Source organism: Vibrio sp. 1580 (genome assembly GCF_033340055.1).
Genome location: NZ_JAWOVT010000003.1, coordinates 252887 through 275466, shown reverse-complemented (window position 1 = coordinate 275466; position 22580 = coordinate 252887). Strand labels below are relative to the sequence as shown.

The following is a 22580-nucleotide window of genomic DNA, read 5'->3' as shown; positions in this document are numbered from 1 at the left end:
ACTCACTCCTAGACAAACAGATTCATCACCAGCATTGCGCCAAATGCGTTCAATACTGAGATTGCAATCATAACTGGGATGTAACGACCTTCAGTACCGATTGGCCCCATGATACGACCCATGTACTGAACTTGAGAGCCCATTAGGTAGATAGCAGGTGCAAGAATCGCAATGTGCGTGCCGTTAAGGAGACCTTGGTCAAACAGCGTGATAACCACACCCACTGCGCCACCCATCGACATCCAAGCACCGATCAATACCGCTGCAGCTTCACCCGGAAGACCAAACACCGCCATGATTGGAGAGAACACCGTGCCCATCAGATCCAGCGCGCCAGTGATTTGTAGCGCCTTGATGATAACAAATGCCATCAATACGTTAGGCACCGTAGAGGTAGTCGCAATCACCCAACCTTTCTTAGCACCTTCGACGAAGATATCCGTCACCATTGGTTTTTTCGCTTTAACGTCACCCATTATGCCGTCTCCTCTTTTAAGTTCTCTGATTTGTTTTGGTCTTGCTTGTCTTCTTTACCTTCCGTCATGTTCAGGTAGATACGGAACAGGTTCGCGCCGATGATCTTAAATGCGAACATCACCACAACTGCTAAACCAATAGAAGACGTTACTGCTAGAGAGCCGTCAGCCATCGTCAGTGTGAACAGCACAGCACCCGATGAGAAGAAGTTCACGATGGTTGCACCTGCAGTGAACTGGAACATGGTAAATACGTCCGTTTCACGCTTAGTTAGGTGACCTTCATCTTTTAGCTGACGCGTCATTGCCGCACCAGCATCGGTACTTTGTAGAGAAGCAATCAAAGCCAGACCAGAGTTACCAGGGATGCCCATTAGAGGACGTAGAAGAGGAGTAAGAAGCTTACGAGCGGCTTCAAGCGCACCGTAGTGCTCAAGTACGTTGATCATACCTAATGCGAACATAACGGTTGGAATCAAAGTAAGTGCGAAAATGAAACCGTCACGAGCACCGCTACCGCCAGTACCGCGGAAAGAGGTAGTCGCAGCTTGTACCGCGCCATCCGCACCTTCCGTTACGCCGTAAGCCACTTTACCGAAAGAGCCATTAAGCGTTGTAAAGTCGAATACACCGTACCATTCGTTGGATTGCATCAGACCAGAAAAGAACACAACCGCAAACGCGAGTGCAATGTAACACCCGATCGTCACCTTGCGTTCAGCATGAACAGGGCTTGTCATAAATTCACCTATGTATGTGGAACAGAACGCATAGATGATCCCTTGAACGACGTGCTAGAGAGATGATCAAAATCAATCCATTTACCGAACAATCATGCCACTCAATTATGAAGTTTTATTTTATGATTCCAATCACAATTGAAAGATAATAAAAATTTGTGCTAACAATTAGGTATATTAATCTATGTCGATAGCTCACGACTTCTTCATCAACTCAACAAATGATTCTGACGAATATTGCTTTCTACAACATTCATGACGTACTTCATACTTTGGCATTGAGGCAATATCGATTAACTCGAAAGTAACATTCAGCCACGAAATTTAGGTTAGGATGGCCCGGTCATATGTAAACGGCATAAACCAGAATTAACAGGACTATACGACCCATTGTTACGCTCACAATATAAAATAGCCAAATGGACACTCGCCCTCGTTCTTTGGGTGGTGATGATATGCTTAAGCCAAAATTCTGGTTTCTCGAAAAGCTGCCCGAAGGCTCACCAAATACAGGGTCAGCAAGATGAGAGTGTGAATTTATCACCATCTTGCGACCTTTCAGAAAAGCTGGTTCAAGCGTACCAACATCAGTTTGATCATATTCTTATTCCATTTTTTCTGTTTGCTTTGATTGTGGCGCTGCCGATGACAACCACAGCAATTCGTTATCTGGAATACACAGAACCGATACCGGAAAAGTATCGGGTTCACCTAAAACTTTGCGTGTTTAGAGAATAAAGCCAGCAAGGCGAGAGACCTTTCCGCCTGACTTTTGTACATATTTTATTCACTTCACATAACAAACAACGAAATTTAAAAGTTTTAGGAAATATTATGACATTCACTCGTACACTTTTGGCGTTAACGATGGCTATCGTATCTGCCGTATCTTTCGCATCAGAAAAGACCGCAGAACAAAAGCTAGAGGAAGTTAATCAGATACTAAAAGATAACCCTCAAATTCTTGATTCATTGCACCAAAACCTTCAAGAATACATTGCTTATCAACAGTCATTTGGAGACACCTTAAAGGAGGTTCGTCAATATCTAAGTGATGGCAAACATTCCTCTTTTGGTGCTGAAAACCCTGAGTTAACCATTATTAACGTAACGGACTACAGCTGCCCTTTTTGTAAACGTTTAGAAGGAGAGCTGGTCAAAGTTGGTAAGGAATATCCGCAGGTAAAAGTGCTTAACCTCAATGTCTCTTTTAAAGAACAATACGAGAAAAACGGCTACAACTCGGCAAGTTACGCATTAAATGTTTGGCAAAACCAGCGAGATAAGTACGAACAAGTGCATGAGTTATTGGTGAAAAAACCGGGCGCACATGACGCACGTTCCTTAAATCAAATCGCGAAAAAAACGGGGACAGAAGCGCAGCTTGTCGACGACAAAGAGACCAAGGCGTTGCTTGATAAAAACTATCAGTATTTCACGCAACTTGGTTTACGCGGCACGCCTGCGTTGATCATTAATGATCAAGTCATTCCTGGCTATGTGCCGTTTGACGAGCTAGAACAAGTCATCGACCAAGAACTGGCGAACTAAAACAACAAAGCCCTTCCCTGATAACTCAAGGAAGGGCTTTTTCTATCTAGGCTTAAAACGAAGTTCTAACTACTTTTCGCGACCCACAAACGCCACAACGACTTTGTCATTGCCAAGCGAGCGAGAGAACACATACGCACCTTCTTGTTCAATCACTTGATGTTGACCTGCACCAATCGCTGGGTGCGCTTTACGGAACTGACCAAGGGTTTGCCAGTGTTTGAGTAGCGCTTGCTTCTCATCCGATAGCTTCCACACCATGTCAGAACGTGTGCCTTGGTGGAAATCATCCGCGTAAGGACCAATGTTACGACCAATTTCATCACCATAATAAACATGAACAGCACCAGGACTCAGAAGCAGTGCATTCGCGGCGTTACGCTGCATACCGTAATCTTTGAAGCGAGAGAAGAACAGCTCGGTATCGTGAGAAGACATGTAGCTCACAGGGTTAAAGTCTTTCTCATTGGCGATAGTATCTGCGTAACTTTGGTAAGTGTCTGCCATTTGGCTGAAACACGCCGCGCCTTTGTCTAACTTCTTCTGCATGTCGAAGTTAATCAACGCGTCAAAGCCATCGTCAAAGTAAGGGCTGCGATAAGCGGTATGTCCCCATACTTCACCCATCATCCAGAATGGCTGACCTGACTTACCGTTCTCTTTACGCCATTGCTCAAGGCTGCTTGATGCCTCTTCTTTCAAGCGTTTCCACACATCGCCTTCAACGTGCTTCACCGTGTCGACACGGTAACCATCAATACCAAAGCGTTTCACCCAATCAGTTTGCCACTCAATTAGGTAGTCCGAGACGGTGTAATTATCACGCGCCTCAACGCGAGTGCCAGGGTTATCCAATAGCCATTGAGCTGGCTTCACGGCTTTGTCTGATTCAGTGATAAAGTCAGGCAAACCCGCCAATGACATGGTGATATCACTGCTGCCCGGAGCTGGGTATCCCGGTAGACCTGTTCTTATCCAGTCACCGCCCCACCATTTCGCCCAGTTTGGACTCTGGTAATCAATATTCTGGTGGTAGCTATGCCAATTTTCACCCGCTTTTGGTTGCCAATCCCCCCACTTCTTAGGTAGTTCAGCGTTTGGTTTTAACACCTCAATACCATCAAATTGCAAATCGGCTAACGTTGAGTAACCGGTGTGGTTGATTACTGCGTCCATCAATACTTTAAGGCCACGTTTGTGTGCCTCTTCCACCAGCTTTTTCAGGTCATCTTCGTTACCGAAGTTCTCATCAATCTTGGTGAAATCACGCGTCCAGTAACCGTGGTAAGCGTAAAATGGGAATGAGCCGCTATCGCCGCCGCCCACAAAACCATGCACTTGCTCAACGATTGGCGACAGCCAAATTGCATCTGTACCTAGGCTCTTGATGTAATCTAGCTTTTCGATCACGCCTTTTAGGTCACCACCGTGGAAGGTACCAATCTCTTCTTTGCCGTCTTTCTTGCGCCCATAGCTGTTATCATTGCTGGTATCGGCATTGTTAAAACGGTCGACCATCACGAAGTAAATGTTGGCATTACGGTAATCAAACGGTACTGCTTCTTTGGTTTTCTTCACTGGCTCTAGTAGCACCAAACCGCCGGAATCTTTGCTTGGTGTCAGCGATACTTGCTGATCTTTTACTTCGACCATTTGACCAGAATAGGCATCACGCAACTTGGTGCCATCGGGGAAACTGTCACCCAGCGCGATGGTGACTTCGCCGCCTTGGTAAACCTCACATTGCACTTGTGGGATTGGGCGTTTGAATTCTGTCTTGGCAGCTTTCTTAGGTTCACGCATGAAGCGTAGAGTTTTGGCTTCCGCATCAAAAGCAAAAGAGTAATCGCCAGTAAAACGGATTTTTAACGGCAGTTCTGTTGGTTTTCCGCAGTTCAGCGCGATAGGTTTGTTGAATTTGACCTTCTGACCATCAGGCGCGACACAGTCGCCTTCAACACCCGTGATTTTGAGCGTGTATCCGTCTTTGGTTAAGGGCACAACCAAAGGTTGCTCTGCACTTAAAGGAAAGTCACGGCTGTTGGTCGTGGTAGAAATGGTGATGTTTGGCTCGGCGATGGCACTTGCCGATGCAAGCAATAAGGTCGTCGTAATCAGATTCAGTTTCATCGTTCAGTCCATTGGTTGCGCATAGGCGCAGTATTCGTGTTGTAGTTTTATTCACACTAATAGTAAATGGATGAAAAACTGAGCACATCATTCTGAAAGGCTACGCCCTAAAGCTTGTGACGCTTCACATTTTGCTTTTATGGGGGCGTAGTTCTACTTATGAGCAGGGTAAAAAGGAGTTTAAAGCTGAATGCTACCAAGGTTACGCATTTGTCTCATCGCCCAATTGACGCGGCTGATGGTGTAAGAAGTCTGAGGGTAAACTTTGATGCGATACGGATTTGGCAGCACCACCGCAAGCCTTGCTGCTTGGCGTGTTGAAAGTTGTTTAGCAGGAATACCAAAGTAGTTTTGCGCAGCGGCTTCCGCGCCATAAATACCTGGACCAAACTCCACCACATTCAAATACACTTCAAGAATGCGTTTTTTACTCCACATTGCTTCCATCAGCAGAGCAAAATAAAGCTCATACGCTTTGCGCACATAAGAGTGTGAAGGAAACAGAAACACGTTCTTTGCAGTTTGCTGAGTAATCGTGCTCGCACCGCGAGAGGGACCGTTCTCGCCAGACTCTGAGATCACTTTAAACAAGGAATCAAAATCCACTCCGTAATGGGTCGGGAACTTTTGATCTTCTGTCGCAATCACGGCCAGTTGAATGTGTTTAGAAATATCACTCAAAGGCACCCATTCATTTTGACTCTCTTCAGGAAATCCTTCAGGAGGAGAAATCATGCGGCTGAGCTTCCATCCCCAAATTGGTGGATCGATGTATTTCACTATGCCAACGAGCATCACTGGTAAAAGCAAAAGCACTAATAAGATATTGAACAGAAGGGATTTAATCTTTCTCAAAGTCCGACCTAGCCTGATTTAACAAAACAATATGATGCAAGTATAGAGTATGCAGTCTGTTTATCGTTAGTGAAAACTTGGTCAAAAAAAGCCCGATTTACAATGTAAAACGGGCTTAGAATTTGATTAGACTAAATTATTTGTGCAGCTTGTAGAACACGGTTGAAAGTGGAGGCAAACGAAGCTCAAGTGATTGAGGCAGTGATTCACTTTCGACTTGTTCCGTTTTCACACTGGTCAGCACTTTAAAATCGCTTCCGCCGTATTTGCTGTCGTCCGTGTTCAGCAGCAGTTCGTATTGACCTGCATTTGGAACACCTAAACGGAAACGCTCGTGTGGTACGGGCGTAAAGTTGGTGATGATGAGAATACGCTCACCCTCTTTACTGATACGCTCGTGCGCTAGGATGCTTGCATCTGCCTCGTCTTGTAGACGCCACTCAAAACCAGCAGGAACACAATCTTGATCGTGCATCGCCGCTTCATTTCGGTACAAGTGGTTCAAATCTCGCATCAGCTTTTGAACGCCTTGATGACGCTCGTATTCTAGCAAGAACCATTGCAACTGATCATCGTGGTTCCACTCCGCCGTTTGACCGATTTCCGCGCCCATGAAGTTCAGCTTTTTGCCCGGTTGACCATACATATAACCGTAGTATGCTCTTAGGTTTGCGGTTTGCTGCCATTCATCGCCCGGCATCTTGTTGTGAATAGAGCCTTTGCCGTACACCACCTCGTCGTGAGAGAGAGACAAGACGTAGTTCTCGCTGTGCGCATAAACTAGCGGAAATGTGATGGTATTGTGGTGGTATTTGCGGTGAACAGGATCTTCTTTGATGTATGAAAGACTGTCGTGCATCCACCCCATATTCCACTTGAAGCCAAAGCCTAAACCACCCATAAAGGTTGGCGCAGACACACCCGGAAACGCCGTTGACTCTTCCGCAATCGTCATCGCATTCGGGAAGTGCTTGTACACTTCTTCGTTCATCCATTTTAAGGTTGCGATTGCGTCGTAGTTTTCGTTGCCACCATCAACGTTCGGGACCCACTGATCGTGGCTACGTGAATAATCGAGATAGAGCATCGACGCAACAGCATCGACACGAATGCCATCAATATGGAATTGTTCAAACCAGTACAGCGCATTCGAGACAAGGAAGCGACGTACATGTTCACGGCCTAAATCGTAAATGTAGGAGTTCCAATCTTGGTGCCAACCGCGACGAGGATCTGGATCATGGAACAGAGGCGTACCATCAAAGTTAGCTAAACCATGATCATCCGATGGGAAATGCGCAGGAACCCAATCCAGCACTACACCGATACCAGCTTGGTGACACGCATCCACGAAGAATTTGAAATCATCAGGTGAGCCAAAACGGCTAGTTGGTGCAAACAAGCCAACAGGTTGATAGCCCCATGAACCATAGAATGGATGCTCAGACACAGGCATCAGCTCAACGTGGGTGTAGCCCATATCCACAAGGTATGGCACCAACTGCTCCGCGAGTTCGCGGTAGTTCAGGAAATCACCGTTCTCGTCGCGCTTCCATGATCCAGCATGTAGCTCGTAAAACGATAACGCTTCATCACGCTTTTGTGTCACTGCTCGGTTTTGCCATTTCGCATCTTGCCATTGGTAACGCTTGTGATCGTAGGTAATGGATGCGAACGATGGGTATTGCTCAGAGTAGAAACCCCAAGGGTCTTGTTTGTGTGGCAACCCTTCCCCATTTGGCCCTTTGAGCTCAAATTTGTATTGTACCCCCTCTTCCAAACCAGGAATGAATAGGCCCCAGATACCGTAGTCTAAGCGTTGCATTGGATGACGACGGCCATCCCATTGGTTGAAGCAACCCACAAGGCTAACAGCAGATGCATGTGGTGCATAAACAAGGAAACGCACACCAGAGATGTTTTCACCGCCACGCTCTAGCGTGACAAAGTGCGCGCCCATGTAGTGATACATGTCTTTTGGCGTATGCAGATGCTCGTACTCTTGGTAGATATTGTGGTACTGGTACGGGTCATCAATAATTTGTTCAACACCATTCCAATCGACCGCTAAACGGTAGTGGGTCAGGTGTAAATCGCGTTGTTCTTTTAAGATGAAACCGCTGTCGCCATCACGCTCAAGCGCCACGCGAGGTTCACCATTAACAAGCAGTTCAACCTTGTTTGCGCCCGGCATCCAAACTCTCAGCGAAGCTTCGTCGTCAATGAATGGACCCAGCGCCGCAAATGGATCTGAGTAAGCCGCCTCAGCAAGCAGTTCGTATGCGCGTTCGTGTTGTTTCTTTATTTTCTTGGTTTTGGTGGTTTTCAAATCTTTCTCCCTAGAGCCAACATCCTTTTCAAGACCAGAGATCTGAATCAAACATCGGTTTCTCCACAGCCAACGTTGTGAACTCACAAAAAGACTCCGCTTCTCACGTTCGTTGCGTAAACGGCGTCAAAATACAAAAATGCCCGCTATTGTCGCGGGCATAATAACGGTACTTCATCCTAACGGATTGTGTTTTAGGAATGAGTGACCTAGACGGAACTTTCGTACCTCTGAGCTAACAAAATTGGTAATCAGCTCGTCCATCTACGCCACTCTAGGCATCTTACTTACTCGCCTGTGCGCGAACTTCAGTAAGGCGTTTAGAAATACGATTCACATCTTCACGGCTGAAGATTTCATCTAGGTTCATCGACAATTTACGACGCCAGTTTGGATACTCATCCACCGTACCAGGAATATTGACAGGTTGATCCATTTCTAGCCAGTCTTCAAGCTGAACGCTAAGCAGTGCAGAGTCACCCGCGGCTACGTGCAGTTGCAGCGCTTCGCTTAGGTATGAATCCATTGGCACGTACTGAGCATCATGACCAATGCCTTCTGGCAGATAGCCATGCCAGCGAACACTGTCTAGAATGCCTTGTTTGCACTTCAAGCGGTCAGCGAATAGGCCTTCCAACTGCTGCTCATCAGGGTACAGACCAATCTCACGCCCCATCTTCAAGTCATCACAGTGCCAGAAACCGCGTAGTGTTGGCATATCGTGCGTACACAGCGCAGCCATAGACTGCTCAGCGTAGTGCTTCGGAGAAATAAAACCGCCGTCGTCTTTTGATGTTTCGAAGAAGAAGACTTTGTACGAATGCACACCCGCATCACGAAGGATATCAACGATTTCATCAGGTACAGTACCCAAGTCTTCACCGATTACAGAACACTGATGACGGTGAGATTCCAACGCTAGGATGGCTAGCATGTCTTCAACTGGGTAGTACAGGTATGCGCCTTCTGTCGCTTTCTCGCCTTTTGGAATCCACCAAAGACGAAGCAGGCCAAGTACGTGGTCGATACGCAATGCTCCACAATGCTTCATGTTAGCACGTAGCAATTTGATGTAAGCGTCGTAGCCAGTCGCTTCTAAAACCTGAGGGTTAAGCGGAGGCAGACCCCAGTTTTGGCCTAGTGGACCAAGTACATCTGGTGGTGCACCGATGCTTGCATCCAATACTAGCGCGCCTTCATCAGCCCATGTTTCACTACCAGAATCAGCAACACCAACCGCAAGGTCACGGTATAAACCCACAGCCATGCCTTTTTCTTCGGCTAGCGCTTGCGCTTCTTTGATTTGATCGTCTGCGATCCATTGCAGGTACATGTACAAGTGAACACGATCTTGGTTGTCCTTAATGTACTTCTGAGTACCAGCTGCGTCGAATGTGCGGTATTTCTCAGGGAATACTGGCCAGCCCCACATGTTTGCATCTTCTGCATGTAAATCAGCATGAAGTGCATCGAATGCAGCTTGATGTAGCAAGCTGTCGCCGCCTTTTTCAACAAAGTCCAAGAAGGCACGAGCGCGATCGGTGTTCTTGTCTAAATGGCGAGCTTTAAACTCACTGAATAGCAGCGGAAGAACGCTCATTTTTAGCTGCGAAACTTCGGTGTAATTCACCCAATGAGAGTCTCGCGCTTTTTGTAGACGTTGTTGGAACTCTGCGCTACCCACTCGCTGTTGTGCTTCTGCACTAAGCGCGAACTCAGGTACAGAGCTTACGTCGATGTACATGATGTTCAACCAACGACGAGAAGACGGGCTGTATGGGCTTGCCCCTTCTGGATTCGCAGGGAACAGCGAGTGAATAGGGTTCAAGCCAATGAAGTCACCGCCACGAGAGGCAATATCACTCACCAGTTGTTTTAGGTCGCCAAAATCACCGATGCCCCAGTTATGCTGAGTACGCAGTGTGTAAAGCTGGATACTAGGACCCCATAGCTTTTTGTGTTGGTTTAGATCGTCTTGTTTGAAACACGCTTTCGGCGTAATGATCAATGACATCTCGTAAGGTGTTTTACGACGCTTACGACTGATGATCAGTTTGTGATAACCCCAAGCCAAGTTCTTTGGCAATGCAAACACTAGAGGGCCACCCTCAGCACGCTCATCACGAACAATTTGGGACTGAAGATAGCCTTCAAGTACCTCTCCTTGTTCTGTTTCTAAACGCCAGCTGAATTCACTCTCACGAGCACTCGTACCTAGGTTTAGTTCCACTTCGACTGGTTCGCCGTCGCGTAAAACAAGAACAGGGGCTAGTACGTCTTTTTTATGTTTCTTTTCAGCAGAAGCCAGTAGTTTTTCATCACTGCTAGTATCGTAGCCAAGCGAAGCGAGCAAGCGGCGTAGCGTCTCCTCAGACACTTTAGCCTCATCTCCCCAAGCACTGACATAGCTATCAGCCAATCTCGCCATTTCCGCGACTTTCTTTAATGCTGTTTGTTCTTTCATCGCTTTCTCCGAAGGTAATACCAACACCTTCCATGTAGGGTTTTATTGTTATCAATAACTTCTTTTGGAAAATGACCAAAGGTAGCGCTTGGCTACCTTGGTCTTAACTAGGTTCTATTAGCGTTTCACCGCTTCAAGTTTCCAGATATTGTTCACGTAGTCGCGGATTGAGCGGTCTGACGTGAACTTGCCAACAAGGGCGGTATTAAGAATGGCCTTCTTCGCCCAGCCAGCTTGATCTTTATATTGTTCGCTCATGTCTTCGTGCGCTTTCACGTAAGATGCAAAGTCCGCAAGACATAAGTACGGGTCACCGCCGTCTAGTAGGCTGTCATACGTTGCACGCAGTAAGCCTGGTTGACCTGGTGTGAACTCTTCACCCAATAGCAAGTCCATTGACGCTTTGAGTAGGTGATCCGCATTGTAGTAATCAAATGGGTTGTAACCTTGAGCTTTCAGCGCTTTCACACCTTCAACATCTAGACCGAAGATGTAGATGTTCTCATCGCCTACTTCCTCACGAATCTCAACGTTTGCACCATCCATTGTACCGATAGTTAGCGCACCGTTTAGCGCCATCTTCATGTTACCTGTACCTGATGCTTCTTTACCCGCTAGCGAGATTTGTTGAGAAACGTCAGCCGCAGGGATAATGATTTCAGCCATGCTCACGCGGTAGTCAGGGATGAATACCACTTTCAGCTTGTTACCGATGCGAGGATCGTTGTTCACCTTGTCTGCAATCTTGTTGATTGCGAAGATGATTTCTTTCGCTAGGTGGTAACCCGGTGCTGCTTTTGCTGCGAAGAACACAACGCGTGGCGTACACTCAAAACCTGGTTCATTAAGAATACGGTGGTACAGAGACAGTACGTGTAGCAAGTCTAGATGCTGACGTTTGTACTCGTGCAGACGCTTGATTTGGACATCGAAGATTGCATTAGTATCGAGCTCGATACCCATGTTCTCTTTCACCCAAGTTGCTAGGCGTTCTTTGTTCTCTTTCTTCACTGCCATGAATTCTTTTTGGAATGTCGCGTCAGTAGCGTACTTCGCAATACCTTCAAGTTGCTCTAGTTTCGCTGGCCATTCTGGGCCGACTTTCTCAGTGATAAGCTGAGACAGACCTGGGTTACAGAACTTCAACCAGCGACGTGGCGTAATACCGTTCGTTACGTTGTGTAGACGTGTCGGGTACATTTCGTGGAACTCTGGGAATAGGTCTTTCTTAACCAATTCAGAGTGAAGTGCTGCTACACCGTTTACTGCGTAAGAGCCGATTACACATAGGTTTGCCATGCGAACCATGCGGTGGAAACCTTCTTCGATGATAGAAAGCTTCTGTTGCTTCGCGACATCACCCGGCCACATTGCACGTACGTCTTGTAGGAAGCGGTGGTTGATCTCGTAAATGATCTCCATGTGACGTGGTAGCAGGTGCTGGATTAGCGACTCTGGCCATGTCTCTAGTGCTTCTGGAAGTAGCGTGTGGTTGGTGTACGCAAATGTCTTAGAGCTGATTTCCCAAGCCGCTTCCCAAGCTAAACCTTTTTCATCCATCAGGATGCGCATTAGTTCAGGAATCGCAATCGTTGGGTGTGTATCGTTAAGCTGGATAGTCTCTTGCTTAGGTAGATCCGCTAGCGAGTAGCCCGCAGCTTCGTGGCGACGTAGGATGTCACGTACAGACGCTGCTGAGTGGAAGTACTGCTGCATTAGACGCAGTGTTTTACCTTTCTCGTGGTTGTCATTCGGGTAAAGCACTTTAGTGATGTTACCTGCGTCGATCAGTGCGTGCTGAGCTTCGAAGTAATCACCATTGTTAAAGCTTGCTAGTGAGAATGGTGCAATCGCCTGACATTCCCAAAGACGTAGCGGGTAAACCGTGTCTGATTCGTAACCCACAATTGGAAGATCCCAAGGCATTGCTCTTACTGTCATGCCTGGTACCCATTTGCGAACCTCTTTACCGTTCTCGTTAATCACTTCAACGTGACCGTAGAAACCGATCTCTTGCGCAAGTTCTGGACGCGCAATTTCCCAAGGGTAGCCTTCTACACCGCGCCATGCGTCAGGTGCTTCTTGCTGGCGACCATCTTTGAATGACTGTTTAAATAGACCGTATTCGTAATGTAAACCATAGCCGACAGTTGGGAATTCTTGTGCCGCACATGAATCCATGAAACACGCAGCCAGACGACCAAGGCCACCGTTACCCAATGATGGGTCGCGCTCTTCTTCTAGCAGATCAGTTAGGTTGTAACCTAGTTCAGCCATTGCTTCTGTTACTTGTTCGTACAGACCCATGCTGATTAGGTTGTTACCAGTCAAACGACCGATAAGGAATTCTAGCGAAAGGTAGTTAACGCTCTTCGCACTTTTAATGCGTGGATCTTCTTCTGTCGCAAGCAAATCTAGAGTAGTAAATTCAGCCAGAGCATGCCCCATTGCTAGGTACCATGCGCGGCTGTCTGCGTTTTCAATCGTATGAGCGTAAGTTACAGATAGGTGTTTCTTTACGCTTTCTTGGAACGACTTCTTGTCAAATTGTTTTTGTTGAGTAGGTTTCATTACGAAATTCTCACGTCTTTTGGTAATTCATCTGCCATACATCGTGCATTTACCTCTGTGAATAAACATCCTCCTAATTCTCATCCTTTGAAGGAGGAGGGCTGAGGGCGTAGAGGGGGTACCATTGCTAGGTTAGTGATCCAAATCTCAACAAAGTGAACTTTGCACCAGTTCTTAGTGATTTTGATCACAATGGAATGTGAGAAAGGTTAAAACCCGTTCATGACGCTTTTTATAGTCCACTCATCTGATGATGTGAAAATTGTAATATCGGTCACATTAACTCGGTCAGCGTAGAAGAACTTTTCGTAATCTATGTGCAACGCGATCTTAACGCTAACGAAACAAACGATATTTAAGTGACGACAATCACAAATAAAGGGCGTAGCTGATGGTAAATCCATCAACCCTTGAGAATTAGGAAGTGGATCAAAGTAACGAACATTTCTGATGTCGTAACATCCCACTCAGCTCACAGGATTGTACGCTTTTTATACAAACTAGAATTAGGCGATGTGAGTTATTTCTAGTTTTCGCTAGCTTTTATATCTAAGTGACCGTATGGAATGGTTTTTCAGACGGACGCAAGCCCCAACAGTAGCGACATTATCCGGCATTCAAACAGTGTTTTTGATGCTGATGACATCATTCAGTAAGACGGCTTTCAAGGGGGCTTTACTAGAATGATCACGTTGCTGTCATTTGGGTATACATAAATAAGGACATAACTACTAATGTGGATTCCATCTAAGCTTACTCGACCAGGACGCCTGCACAATGCCATCGTGCGCCCACGAGTGTTGGACTTACTACAGCAAGCGCCTTACTACAAATTGGTTTTATTCCGCTCCCCAGCAGGTTACGGAAAAACAACAATGGCAGCGCAGTGGCTATCCGATAAGCCAAACGTCGGTTGGTACAGCATTGATGACAGCGATAACGACGGCTTTCGCTTTGTAAACTATCTGCTTCAAGCATTAAACAAAGCCACCAACTTCAGTTGCGCTAACGCACAAAAACTGGCGGAAAAACGTCAGATCTCGTCTTTACGCTCCCTATTTAGCGAAGTATTCGCTGAAATGGCTGACTTTCATCAAGAGTGCTACGTGGTGCTTGATGACTACCATTTAATCACGAATGATGAAATCCATGAATCCATGCGTTTCTTTTTAAAGCACATGCCAGACAACCTCACCGTTGTGGTAACCAGTCGTGCAGCGCCGCCTCTGGGCACTGCAAACTTACGTGTTCGTGATTTAATGATCGAAATCGGCAACGAGATGTTGGCGTTTGATACCGAAGAAACAACTCGCTTCTTTAACCAGCGTATCGCCGATGGTATTGATGAAGACATGGCGAACAGCCTAAGAACCTATGTTGAAGGTTGGCCATCGGCGATGCAGTTGATCGCATTGCAAGCCCAACATCAAAACCGCACATTGGCACAAACCGTAGAGTCGGTATCGCAGTTCAATCACGCGCACTTGTGGGATTACTTGGTCGAAGAAGTGTTTGACTTACTCGATCACGAAACTCGTCACTTTTTAATGCAAGTATCCGTGCTTGACCACTTCAATGATGAGCTAGTGTTTGCCCTTACCCAACGCGAAGATGCACTGGGAATGATTGAATCGCTTAACCGTTACGGCTTATTCATTTATCCGCTCGAAGGGGAACAGAACTGGTTCCGATTCCATAACTTATTTGGCGAGTTTTTGTCTCATGAGCGCCAAGCTCGTATTCCTCAGCAAGAAAAAGATCTCCACCGCAATGCTGCTATCGCTTGGTTACAGCAAAAAGCACCACACCAAGCGATTCATCATGCACAAAAATCGAATGATAAGGACTTAGTGGTAGAGATCCTAAACGAATTCGGCTGGAAGATGTTTAACCAAGGCGAACTCAGCACGCTGGAAAGCTCAATTAACAAGTTGGACGATGATCTGTTGTTCAGCCACCCAAAACTTACGATGCTCCGAGCATGGTTGGCTCAAAGTCAGCATCGTTATAACCAAGTGGGCCACCTGCTTGAAGAAGCGGAAGAGGAACACAAAAAGCGTAACATTGCGTTAGATATTCATTATCAAGGTCAAGCAAACGCGTTGCTTGCTCAAGTGGCTATCAACAGTAACCAGCCAGAAAAAGCTCTCGAATTAGCGGAGTTAGCGCTTAGCCAACTTGATAACACAATTTACCGTAGCCGAATTGTGGCGACTTCGGTTGTTGGTGAAGTTAACCACGTGCTAGGTAAACTAGACCGTGCTTTGCCGATGATGCAACAAACTGAAAAGCTAGCTCGTCAGTATCAGGTATATCACCAAGCGTTATGGGCAATATTGCAGCAAAGCGAGATTTTAATTGCACAAGGTTACGTGCAAGCTGCCTTTGAACTACAAGATTCCGCATTTCGTCTGATTGAAGATCAGCAGCTTCAGCATGTTCCTCTTCATGAATTTTTGCTGCGTATTCGCGCGCAAGTACTTTGGTGCTGGAACCGACTTGATGAAGCGGAAGAATGCGCGTACAAAGGTCTGCAAATTCTCGAAAACCATTCACCAAGCAAGCACTTACATAGCTATTCGATGTTGGCGCGTATTGCGATTGGACGCGGTGAATTAGACAAAGCCGGTAAATTCATTGAGCATATACAGCACTTGATGAAACAGTCGACTTACCACGTAGATTGGACTGCAAACGCTTCACTATCGTTGATTCTATTTTGGCAAGCGCGCGGGAATACCGATGCAATGCAAGAATGGCTCAACACTGCGGTTCGTCCTGAATCGGCATGCAACCACTTTTCTCAATTGCAATGGCGTAACATTGCCCGCGCCCACATTAACTTAGGCCAATATACCGACGCTCGTGCTGCGTTAGATTTCCTCCAAGGTGAAGCTCGTCGCACTAACCTAATCACAGATACTAATCGCAACTTAGTGGTTGAAGCGGTCCTTTCTGCTCGCCAAAAAGATGAGGAGCAAGCCAAGGCTCTGTTAAAAGAAGCATTAGTAATGACGAACCAAACTGGCATGGTCGGAAACTTCCTGATTGATGGTGCAACCATTGGCGGTCTGCTGGAGAAGTTGAGCCTCCGCCATGAACTGGGCGATCTTGAGCGTCACCGTGCTCAACAGTTAATGAAGGACATTTCATCGAATCAACGTAGCCGGTCGATTCACTTTGATGAAGACTTTATTGAAAAGTTGGTGAATCACCCTAATGTGCCAGAGCTAGTACGTACCAGCCCATTAACACAACGCGAATGGCAGGTTCTGGGGCTGATTTATTCAGGCTTTAGTAACGAGCAAATCGCACAAGAGCTGGATGTGGCAGGTACGACAATTAAAACCCACATTCGCAACCTGTACCAAAAGCTTAATATTGCTAATCGTAAAGAAGCCATTGTGACAGCTGAAAATTTGCTGCAGTTGATGGGATACTGAACTGCTCGATAAACGGGTTAAAACGTAAAGTAAAACACAAGGGTTGGCGTAACACGTCAGCCCTTTTTTATGACTGACAGTAAGAGAAGTGCAATTTGCAAAGCACGTAAGTAACGTTGTTCATATAAAAAAATAGCCAACCGCAATAATCGCGATTGGCTTATATTTAGTGTGAACAAATTGTATTCACTAACAACGTCAGTTGGCTAGGTGACCCTCGGCTTAAGAAGGGTCGAGCAGTATTATGCATTAATCATGCCAAAATGCAAAGACTTATTTTTGGGCACAAGATCTCATATAAGCTGGATTTATTCACGCGCAAATTATCAAAATGCAATTTGATAATGCAAATTGCAATTGCACAATGCAACCAAGATTGATAATTGATAGTAGAGTTAATCATCTCAAAAATGTAAACCAAGCATTAAAAGCTCGTTACGGCGGCATTGTCTCTTGGCGGGTAATAAAGATAGGCAATAGATTGGATATAAAACCAAGTAGTTACAGCACTATTTCATACTTTTTTCATCGCAATGTTTGTATACTCTCTGCCATCGAAACGACTTAGCATTAGAGCAATGAACTACTTAATTACTTTCTTCAAGGGAATCGCCATGGGTGCAGCAGATGTTGTACCTGGTGTATCTGGCGGCACCATCGCGTTTATCACTGGTATTTACGATACGCTGCTTGAAAGCATTCGACGCATTAACCCCTCACTTTTCTCTATCTGGCGAAAAGAAGGGGTTAAAGCCGCGTTTAATCACATCAACGGATTCTTCCTTATCGCTCTGTTTGCCGGCATTTTCACCAGTATTGCAACGCTAGCAAAGTTGATTACTTGGCTTCTTGACACACACCCGATCCCACTTTGGTCATTTTTCTTTGGTCTGATTTTGGTCTCTGTGTATCACATTATTCGTCAGGTTGAGCAACGCGATCTTGTCCGCTTTGTCATTCTGCTCGTTGGTGTCGGGTTTGCTTATAGTATTACTGTGCTCAAACCTTTACACATGGAACCAACGGCCATTAACACCTTATTCGCTGGAGCTATCGCGATTTGTGCGATGATCTTGCCGGGTATCTCTGGCAGTTTTATTTTGCTGCTGATTGGCATGTATGCTCCTGTATTAGCCGCAGTGAAAGGTTTTCAAGTCGATACATTAGCGCTATTTTTGTCTGGCTGCGTGATCGGTTTACTGTCCTTCTCTCACTTATTGTCGTGGTTACTACGCAAGTTCCGTGATTTCACCCTGATGTTTTTGACTGGATTAATGATTGGTACGTTGCCAAAGATTTGGCCATGGAAAGAAACCATCACTTGGCGCACCAATTCGAAGGGCGAACAAGTGCCATTGCTACAGCACAACCTATCACCATTTGAATTTGAACACGTGACATCACAACCTTCTCAGTTAGTACTTGCTGTCGTAATGATGCTTGCAGCCATTGCTCTGGTTTTGGGTCTAGAGAAATTCGCAGATTCAGATAAATAACTTTGGTATCAAACACATACTGAACCAAATAAAAACGGAGCCAATTGGCTCCGTTTTTATCTATTGGCTAAGGGCAAAAACATCTCAATTGAAAACTCTGCTGTATTTGATGCAATAACGTCCGTCGCGTTACTAAGAAGCTGGTCACCGAGGTATAACGCACAATTTACCGAGGTCACGAGTTGGCGAGCGGCGCATCTGTGCTACGATGCTCGTAATGTTAAGTGATAAATGCTGAACCTTAATGAAACTGTTACAAATCGCCGCTGTTTCAGCCGCATTAGTTGCGGGATTTTATGCCCCGACTCTAATAAAAAGCTTTTCTTCTTCCACTCAAAGCAAGTCAATAGATGAATACTGCTTTCTCTCTACAACCTCTTGCGTCCAAGAAAATGTTACGATGACGCTAAACTCAGAAACTGCTCAACCCTTGGTTCCTACCACTCTAAATGTTGAGTGGCATACAAGCGATGCTAAGCAACTCATCCTAAGTCTTTCAGGAAGAGAAATGGAGATGGGTGAGCCTAAGTTTTTACTGAAGCAAATCGCTCCTGGCCAATATCAAGGTGACATCATTCTCCCGGTTTGCACGGAGGATGCAATGACTTGGGTTGGTGAACTCAGTGATGGAGAGAATACCGTTTACCCTGCTATAAAAATGCAAAGATAAGGAATCGTTATGAGCCGCAATTGGTCCCTATTTCTCGTAGCTGCTTTCGCACTCGGATTTGGCGTAAAGAGCTATTTAGATAATCAGAAAACGAAGCCAGAGCAAGTGGACAGTTCCACCTCTCAACAAACGGTATTGTTTGGGGAAAATAACCAAGCCGTCAATATCTTCGATGTGAATGACCCTCGCATCCGAGTCGTCTATTTTGGCTTTACTCGCTGCCCAGACGTTTGCCCAACTTCTCTTGCAATGCTGGCAGGAGCACTGAATCAAATTGACGACGCGCAAAAAGCACAACTACGCCCGATGTTCATTTCTTTAGACCCAGAGCGTGATGAGGCCGATGCATCAGCAAAATATGCCCATTACTTCCATCCAATGATTGAAGGCCTATCGGCACCACTTGATGTAACGACACCTTTGGCACACAACTATGGTGTCATTTTCCGCAAGACAGAATTGGAAGGCTCGGAACTAAAGTACACGCTGGATCATAGCTCTTACTTTTACTTCTTGAAGCCGGATGGCACGTTAATCACTAAAGTACCGCATACGCTCTCGCCGGCACCGATTGTTGAAGCCATTTCAAAACTAACGACCGAAGGCTCTTCAAATGACGGTTAAGTCAGTGCTGAAGCAATTTTTCAATTTCCTAACTCATACCAACCCCAATGTCGAACAAGACGTCGATACGATCATTGACGCCATTGGGGGCATAGAAAACCTGCTAGAAACTGGTGCATGTGCGACTCGGCTGCGTCTTACCCTCAGAGCGACGTCCGTCATCGATAAGAACGCACTCAAAAATCATGGCGCGCATGGCGTCGTGATATTGGATGATCGTCATATCCAAATCATATACGGCTTAAAAGCCAACACGTATTCGCAGATTATGGAAGAGCGCATCACAAAACAAAGTTAATATTTTTGCAGTATAGCTACCCTCTTTAAAAAAGGGCAGCTATACTCTTTTGGCTTAATTAACTCACTTATTTATTAACCAACGAAGAGGACACAAGATGATTGTATTGAATAACACTAACTGGGCATCGCAAGGGTAACCCTAACAGCACCAACTCTGTGGCATAACCACAACTCCCCTTCTCTGCCCGGTCTTCACCGGGGTCAACTCTATCCGAATTAGACCCTAATGCGATTTGTATTAAGGCGCTTTGTTGCGTCAGGGATAATTCAATAATGAATCAAACACATACTTTTTGTGACACATTAGTTTCAACTTCAAACCCTCTAAAACAATTGGGTTGGAAACCATTTTTTCCGCAACAACTGACATTAGACGATTACGACAACACTATTTTTGCTCGTGTAATTGCGCATCACCGAAGTGGTTATTTATTGGCAACAGAAACTGGGCAAGTTCATCTTAATGCCCACCATTCTTTACCCAATATGACCGTCGGAGACTGGGTAATCTTAAATGAAGATCAGCAATTTGTTCGCTTACTGGATCGCTTGAGCCTCTTTAGCCGCAAAGCCGCTGGCAGCAAAGTGGCAGAGCAACTCATCGCAGCCAATGTGGATACAGTGTTTATCGTCTGTTCCCTTAACGACGACTTCAATTTAAGTCGTATTGAACGTTATCTTGCCTTGGCTCATGAAGCCGAAGTCGAACCCGTCATCGTGCTTTCCAAAGCCGATTTGTGTGACAATACTGATGAACTAAAAAGCCAAGTACAGAAGCTCGACCCTCTATTAGCTATAGAGACAGTCAACGGCTTAGAAATAGAGAGTGCTTCTAAACTCATGACCTGGTGCAAAGAAGGACAAACCCTCGCTTTTATCGGTTCTTCAGGCGTTGGCAAATCAACTCTTGTTAATGCATTACTCGGGCAACAAGAACAGGCAACTGGGCATATTCGTGAAGACGATAGCAAAGGGCGACATACAACTACATCGCGCTCTATCCATCTATTACCTGATGGCGGCATCTTGATTGATACTCCGGGAATGCGCGAGCTTCAACTAGCAGATTGTGAATCGGGGGTCAGTGAGGCATTTTCTGACATTGAGGCTCTCGCTCAGCGTTGTCGCTTTGGTGATTGCCAGCATCAAACTGAGCCGGGTTGCGCAGTTCAAACTGCGATTGAAAATGGCAAACTGGAAGTTCGTCGTTTCAATAACTATCAAAAACTATTGCGAGAACAAGCCTTTAACGGTGCGACTTTGGCAGAGCAACGAGCTCAAAGTCGACAGTTCGGGAAACTCACTCGAAATGCCATGAGTGATAAGCGCAGGCGCCAACAAAGTTATTAATTTGTTGCGTTTGAGTTGTCAATAAAATCAAAGGAGACGAAAGTCTCCTTTTTAACAACTTTATTAAAAACCATTACTCATAACTAATGATAATTTTCAACATAAAAATCTTATTTAAATAACATTGAGCAAACATTTAATCCAAAAACAAACTAAAACTAGACACAAAATATTACCAAGCTAAGATATGTGATATTCAGCAAGAAAATGGCTGAATTTATAAAAACAGGATAATTGATAATCATGTGTCTTAGTGACCAGAAGCAATGCTCACCCCTTGCAATATAAGGGCATTATCGCCGTGTAATGATGGACTATTGCCCTGCCACTCTGGCATAAAATTGCAGGAATGATGTATGCAACACAACAGCCTCGTTGCCCGATATGCTCGTGGTAACCTCGTCGTCCAGATCCTTGTCGGTATCGTCTTTGGTATTTTGCTCGCGACAATTTCTCCAAGCCATGCCGAAAGCGCGGGATTAATTGGTAGCCTTTTTGTCGGTGCGCTTAAAGCGATCGCGCCAATTCTTGTGTTTATTTTGGTTGCCGCTTCAATTGCAAACCAAAAGAAAAACCAACACACTTACATGCGCCCAATCGTTGTACTGTACCTGATGGGTACATTCTTCGCGGCGCTATCAGCAGTGGTTCTAAGCTTCCTTTTCCCGACCAATTTAACGCTTGTCACCGGCGCTGAAGGTGCAACGCCTCCTCAAGGTATTGCTGAAATTCTACGCACATTGTTGTTTAAACTGGTCGACAACCCAGTAAATGCACTAGTAGAAGCAAACTACATCGGCATTCTTGCTTGGGGTGTGGGTCTGGGTCTTGCACTACACCACGCATCGGCGACAACGAAGGCCGTATTTGAAGATCTAAGCCACAGCGTGTCTCACATTGTGCGCTTTATCATTCGTCTTGCACCATTTGGTATTTTTGGCTTGGTTGCTTCAACGTTTGCGACAACGGGCTTTAGCGCACTAGCAAGCTACGCACACCTTCTGGCGGTTCTTCTTGGCGCAATGATGATCATCGCACTCGTTGTAAACCCAGCGATCGTGTTCGTTAAAACCAAACAAAACCCTTACCCACTTGTATTCCGTTGTCTACGTGAAAGTGGTGTAACTGCGTTCTTCACTCGTTCAAGTGCGGCGAATATTCCAGTAAACATGGCACTATGTGAGAAACTAAAACTGGACGAGGATACATACTCAGTATCTATCCCTCTAGGTGCGACCATCAACATGGCTGGTGCTGCAATCACTATCACAACGCTAACGCTTGCAGCTGTGCACACTATGGGTATCGAAGTTGATCTACTGACTGCGCTACTTCTAAGTATTGTAGCTGCGGTTTCTGCATGCGGCGCATCAGGTGTTGCAGGTGGCTCTCTACTACTTATCCCACTTGCGTGTGGCCTGTTTGGTATCTCAAACGACGTAGCAATGCAGGTTGTAGCGGTTGGCTTCATTATCGGTGTGATTCAAGACTCTGCAGAAACTGCGCTAAACAGCTCAACAGACGTTGTCTTTACGGCAGCAGTTTGTAAATCAGAGCAGCAAAAAGCTCAGTAAGACTGAC

16 protein-coding genes are annotated in these 22580 nt (G+C 45.7%); 9 read left to right on the top strand and 7 right to left on the bottom strand.

Annotated elements, in window-relative coordinates; translation table 11 throughout:
* Positions 1–8: 8 nt before the first annotated feature.
* Together R7093_RS06500 and R7093_RS06495 are read right to left on the bottom strand one after the other, a co-directional pair.
* Positions 9–476: a YjiG family protein gene (locus R7093_RS06500; RefSeq protein WP_158173260.1), complete on the bottom strand. Its 468-nt coding sequence runs from the start codon at positions 474–476 to the stop codon at positions 9–11.
* Entirely contained in the window at positions 476–1216 is a 741-nt protein-coding gene (locus R7093_RS06495; protein ID WP_005437881.1) for a nucleoside recognition domain-containing protein, read from the bottom strand. The genes R7093_RS06500 and R7093_RS06495 overlap by 1 nt, the downstream gene beginning before the upstream one ends.
* 450 nt (positions 1217–1666) lie before the next feature.
* Between R7093_RS06495 and R7093_RS06490 the strand changes: the two genes are divergently transcribed.
* Both R7093_RS06490 and R7093_RS06485 read left to right on the top strand, forming a co-directional pair.
* A complete protein-coding gene (locus R7093_RS06490) occupies positions 1667–1954 on the top strand; it encodes a hypothetical protein (protein ID WP_205391422.1) in 288 nt (95 codons plus the stop codon).
* A gap of 96 nt (positions 1955–2050) precedes the next feature.
* A complete protein-coding gene (locus R7093_RS06485) occupies positions 2051–2767 on the top strand; it encodes a DsbA family protein (RefSeq protein ID WP_053349997.1) in 717 nt (238 codons plus the stop codon).
* 69 nt (positions 2768–2836) lie between these two features.
* Here R7093_RS06485 and R7093_RS06480 read toward each other — a convergent pair whose 3' ends face one another.
* From R7093_RS06480 to R7093_RS06460, 5 genes are all read right to left on the bottom strand, one after another.
* Positions 2837–4897 (bottom strand): alpha-amylase, encoded by a 2061-nt coding sequence (locus R7093_RS06480; protein ID WP_318146570.1) that lies wholly within the window; start codon positions 4895–4897, stop codon positions 2837–2839.
* A gap of 180 nt (positions 4898–5077) precedes the next feature.
* The gene (gene mtgA, locus R7093_RS06475; protein ID WP_205391342.1) at positions 5078–5752 is read right to left on the bottom strand and encodes a monofunctional biosynthetic peptidoglycan transglycosylase; all 675 of its coding nucleotides are present in this window, start codon (positions 5750–5752) and stop codon (positions 5078–5080) included.
* Positions 5753–5888: 136 nt separating this feature from the next.
* Complete coding sequence (glgB, locus tag R7093_RS06470) at positions 5889–8081, bottom strand: 1,4-alpha-glucan branching protein GlgB (protein ID WP_224721283.1); 2193 nt, start codon at positions 8079–8081, stop codon at positions 5889–5891.
* A 283-nt stretch (positions 8082–8364) separates the two neighbouring features.
* A complete protein-coding gene (gene malQ / locus R7093_RS06465; RefSeq protein WP_005374838.1) occupies positions 8365–10545 on the bottom strand; it encodes a 4-alpha-glucanotransferase in 2181 nt (726 codons plus the stop codon).
* A gap of 117 nt (positions 10546–10662) precedes the next feature.
* A complete protein-coding gene (locus R7093_RS06460; RefSeq protein ID WP_005374836.1) occupies positions 10663–13116 on the bottom strand; it encodes a glycogen/starch/alpha-glucan phosphorylase in 2454 nt (817 codons plus the stop codon).
* Positions 13117–13850: 734 nt separating this feature from the next.
* On the opposite strand from R7093_RS06460, the gene malT reads away from it, so the two are divergent.
* The 7 genes from malT to sstT all read left to right on the top strand — a co-directional run bounded on the left by malT (position 13851) and on the right by sstT (position 22573).
* Positions 13851–16559 (top strand): HTH-type transcriptional regulator MalT, encoded by a 2709-nt coding sequence (gene malT, locus R7093_RS06455; protein ID WP_005374834.1) that lies wholly within the window; start codon positions 13851–13853, stop codon positions 16557–16559.
* 578 nt (positions 16560–17137) lie between these two features.
* Positions 17138–18055, top strand: a complete 918-nt coding sequence (locus R7093_RS06450) for a DUF368 domain-containing protein (protein WP_031778872.1) — start codon at positions 17138–17140, stop codon at positions 18053–18055.
* A 244-nt stretch (positions 18056–18299) separates the two neighbouring features.
* Positions 18300–18725, top strand: a complete 426-nt coding sequence (locus R7093_RS06445; protein WP_025768641.1) for a hypothetical protein — start codon at positions 18300–18302, stop codon at positions 18723–18725.
* Positions 18726–18734: 9 nt separating this feature from the next.
* Positions 18735–19349 carry an SCO family protein gene (locus R7093_RS06440; RefSeq protein ID WP_042522188.1) on the top strand — a complete coding sequence of 205 codons (615 nt, stop codon included), beginning with the start codon at positions 18735–18737 and terminating at the stop codon, positions 19347–19349.
* Positions 19339–19647 carry a PTS transporter subunit EIIB gene (locus R7093_RS06435; protein WP_047102409.1) on the top strand — a complete coding sequence of 103 codons (309 nt, stop codon included), beginning with the start codon at positions 19339–19341 and terminating at the stop codon, positions 19645–19647. Before R7093_RS06440 ends, R7093_RS06435 begins: the two co-directional genes overlap by 11 nt.
* Positions 19648–19922: 275 nt before the next feature.
* A complete protein-coding gene (gene rsgA, locus R7093_RS06430; RefSeq protein WP_318146569.1) occupies positions 19923–20999 on the top strand; it encodes a ribosome small subunit-dependent GTPase A in 1077 nt (358 codons plus the stop codon).
* Between the two features lie 356 nt (positions 21000–21355).
* Positions 21356–22573, top strand: coding sequence for a serine/threonine transporter SstT (sstT, locus tag R7093_RS06425; protein ID WP_005374821.1), 1218 nt, complete (start codon positions 21356–21358; stop codon positions 22571–22573).
* Positions 22574–22580 lie beyond the last annotated feature (7 nt).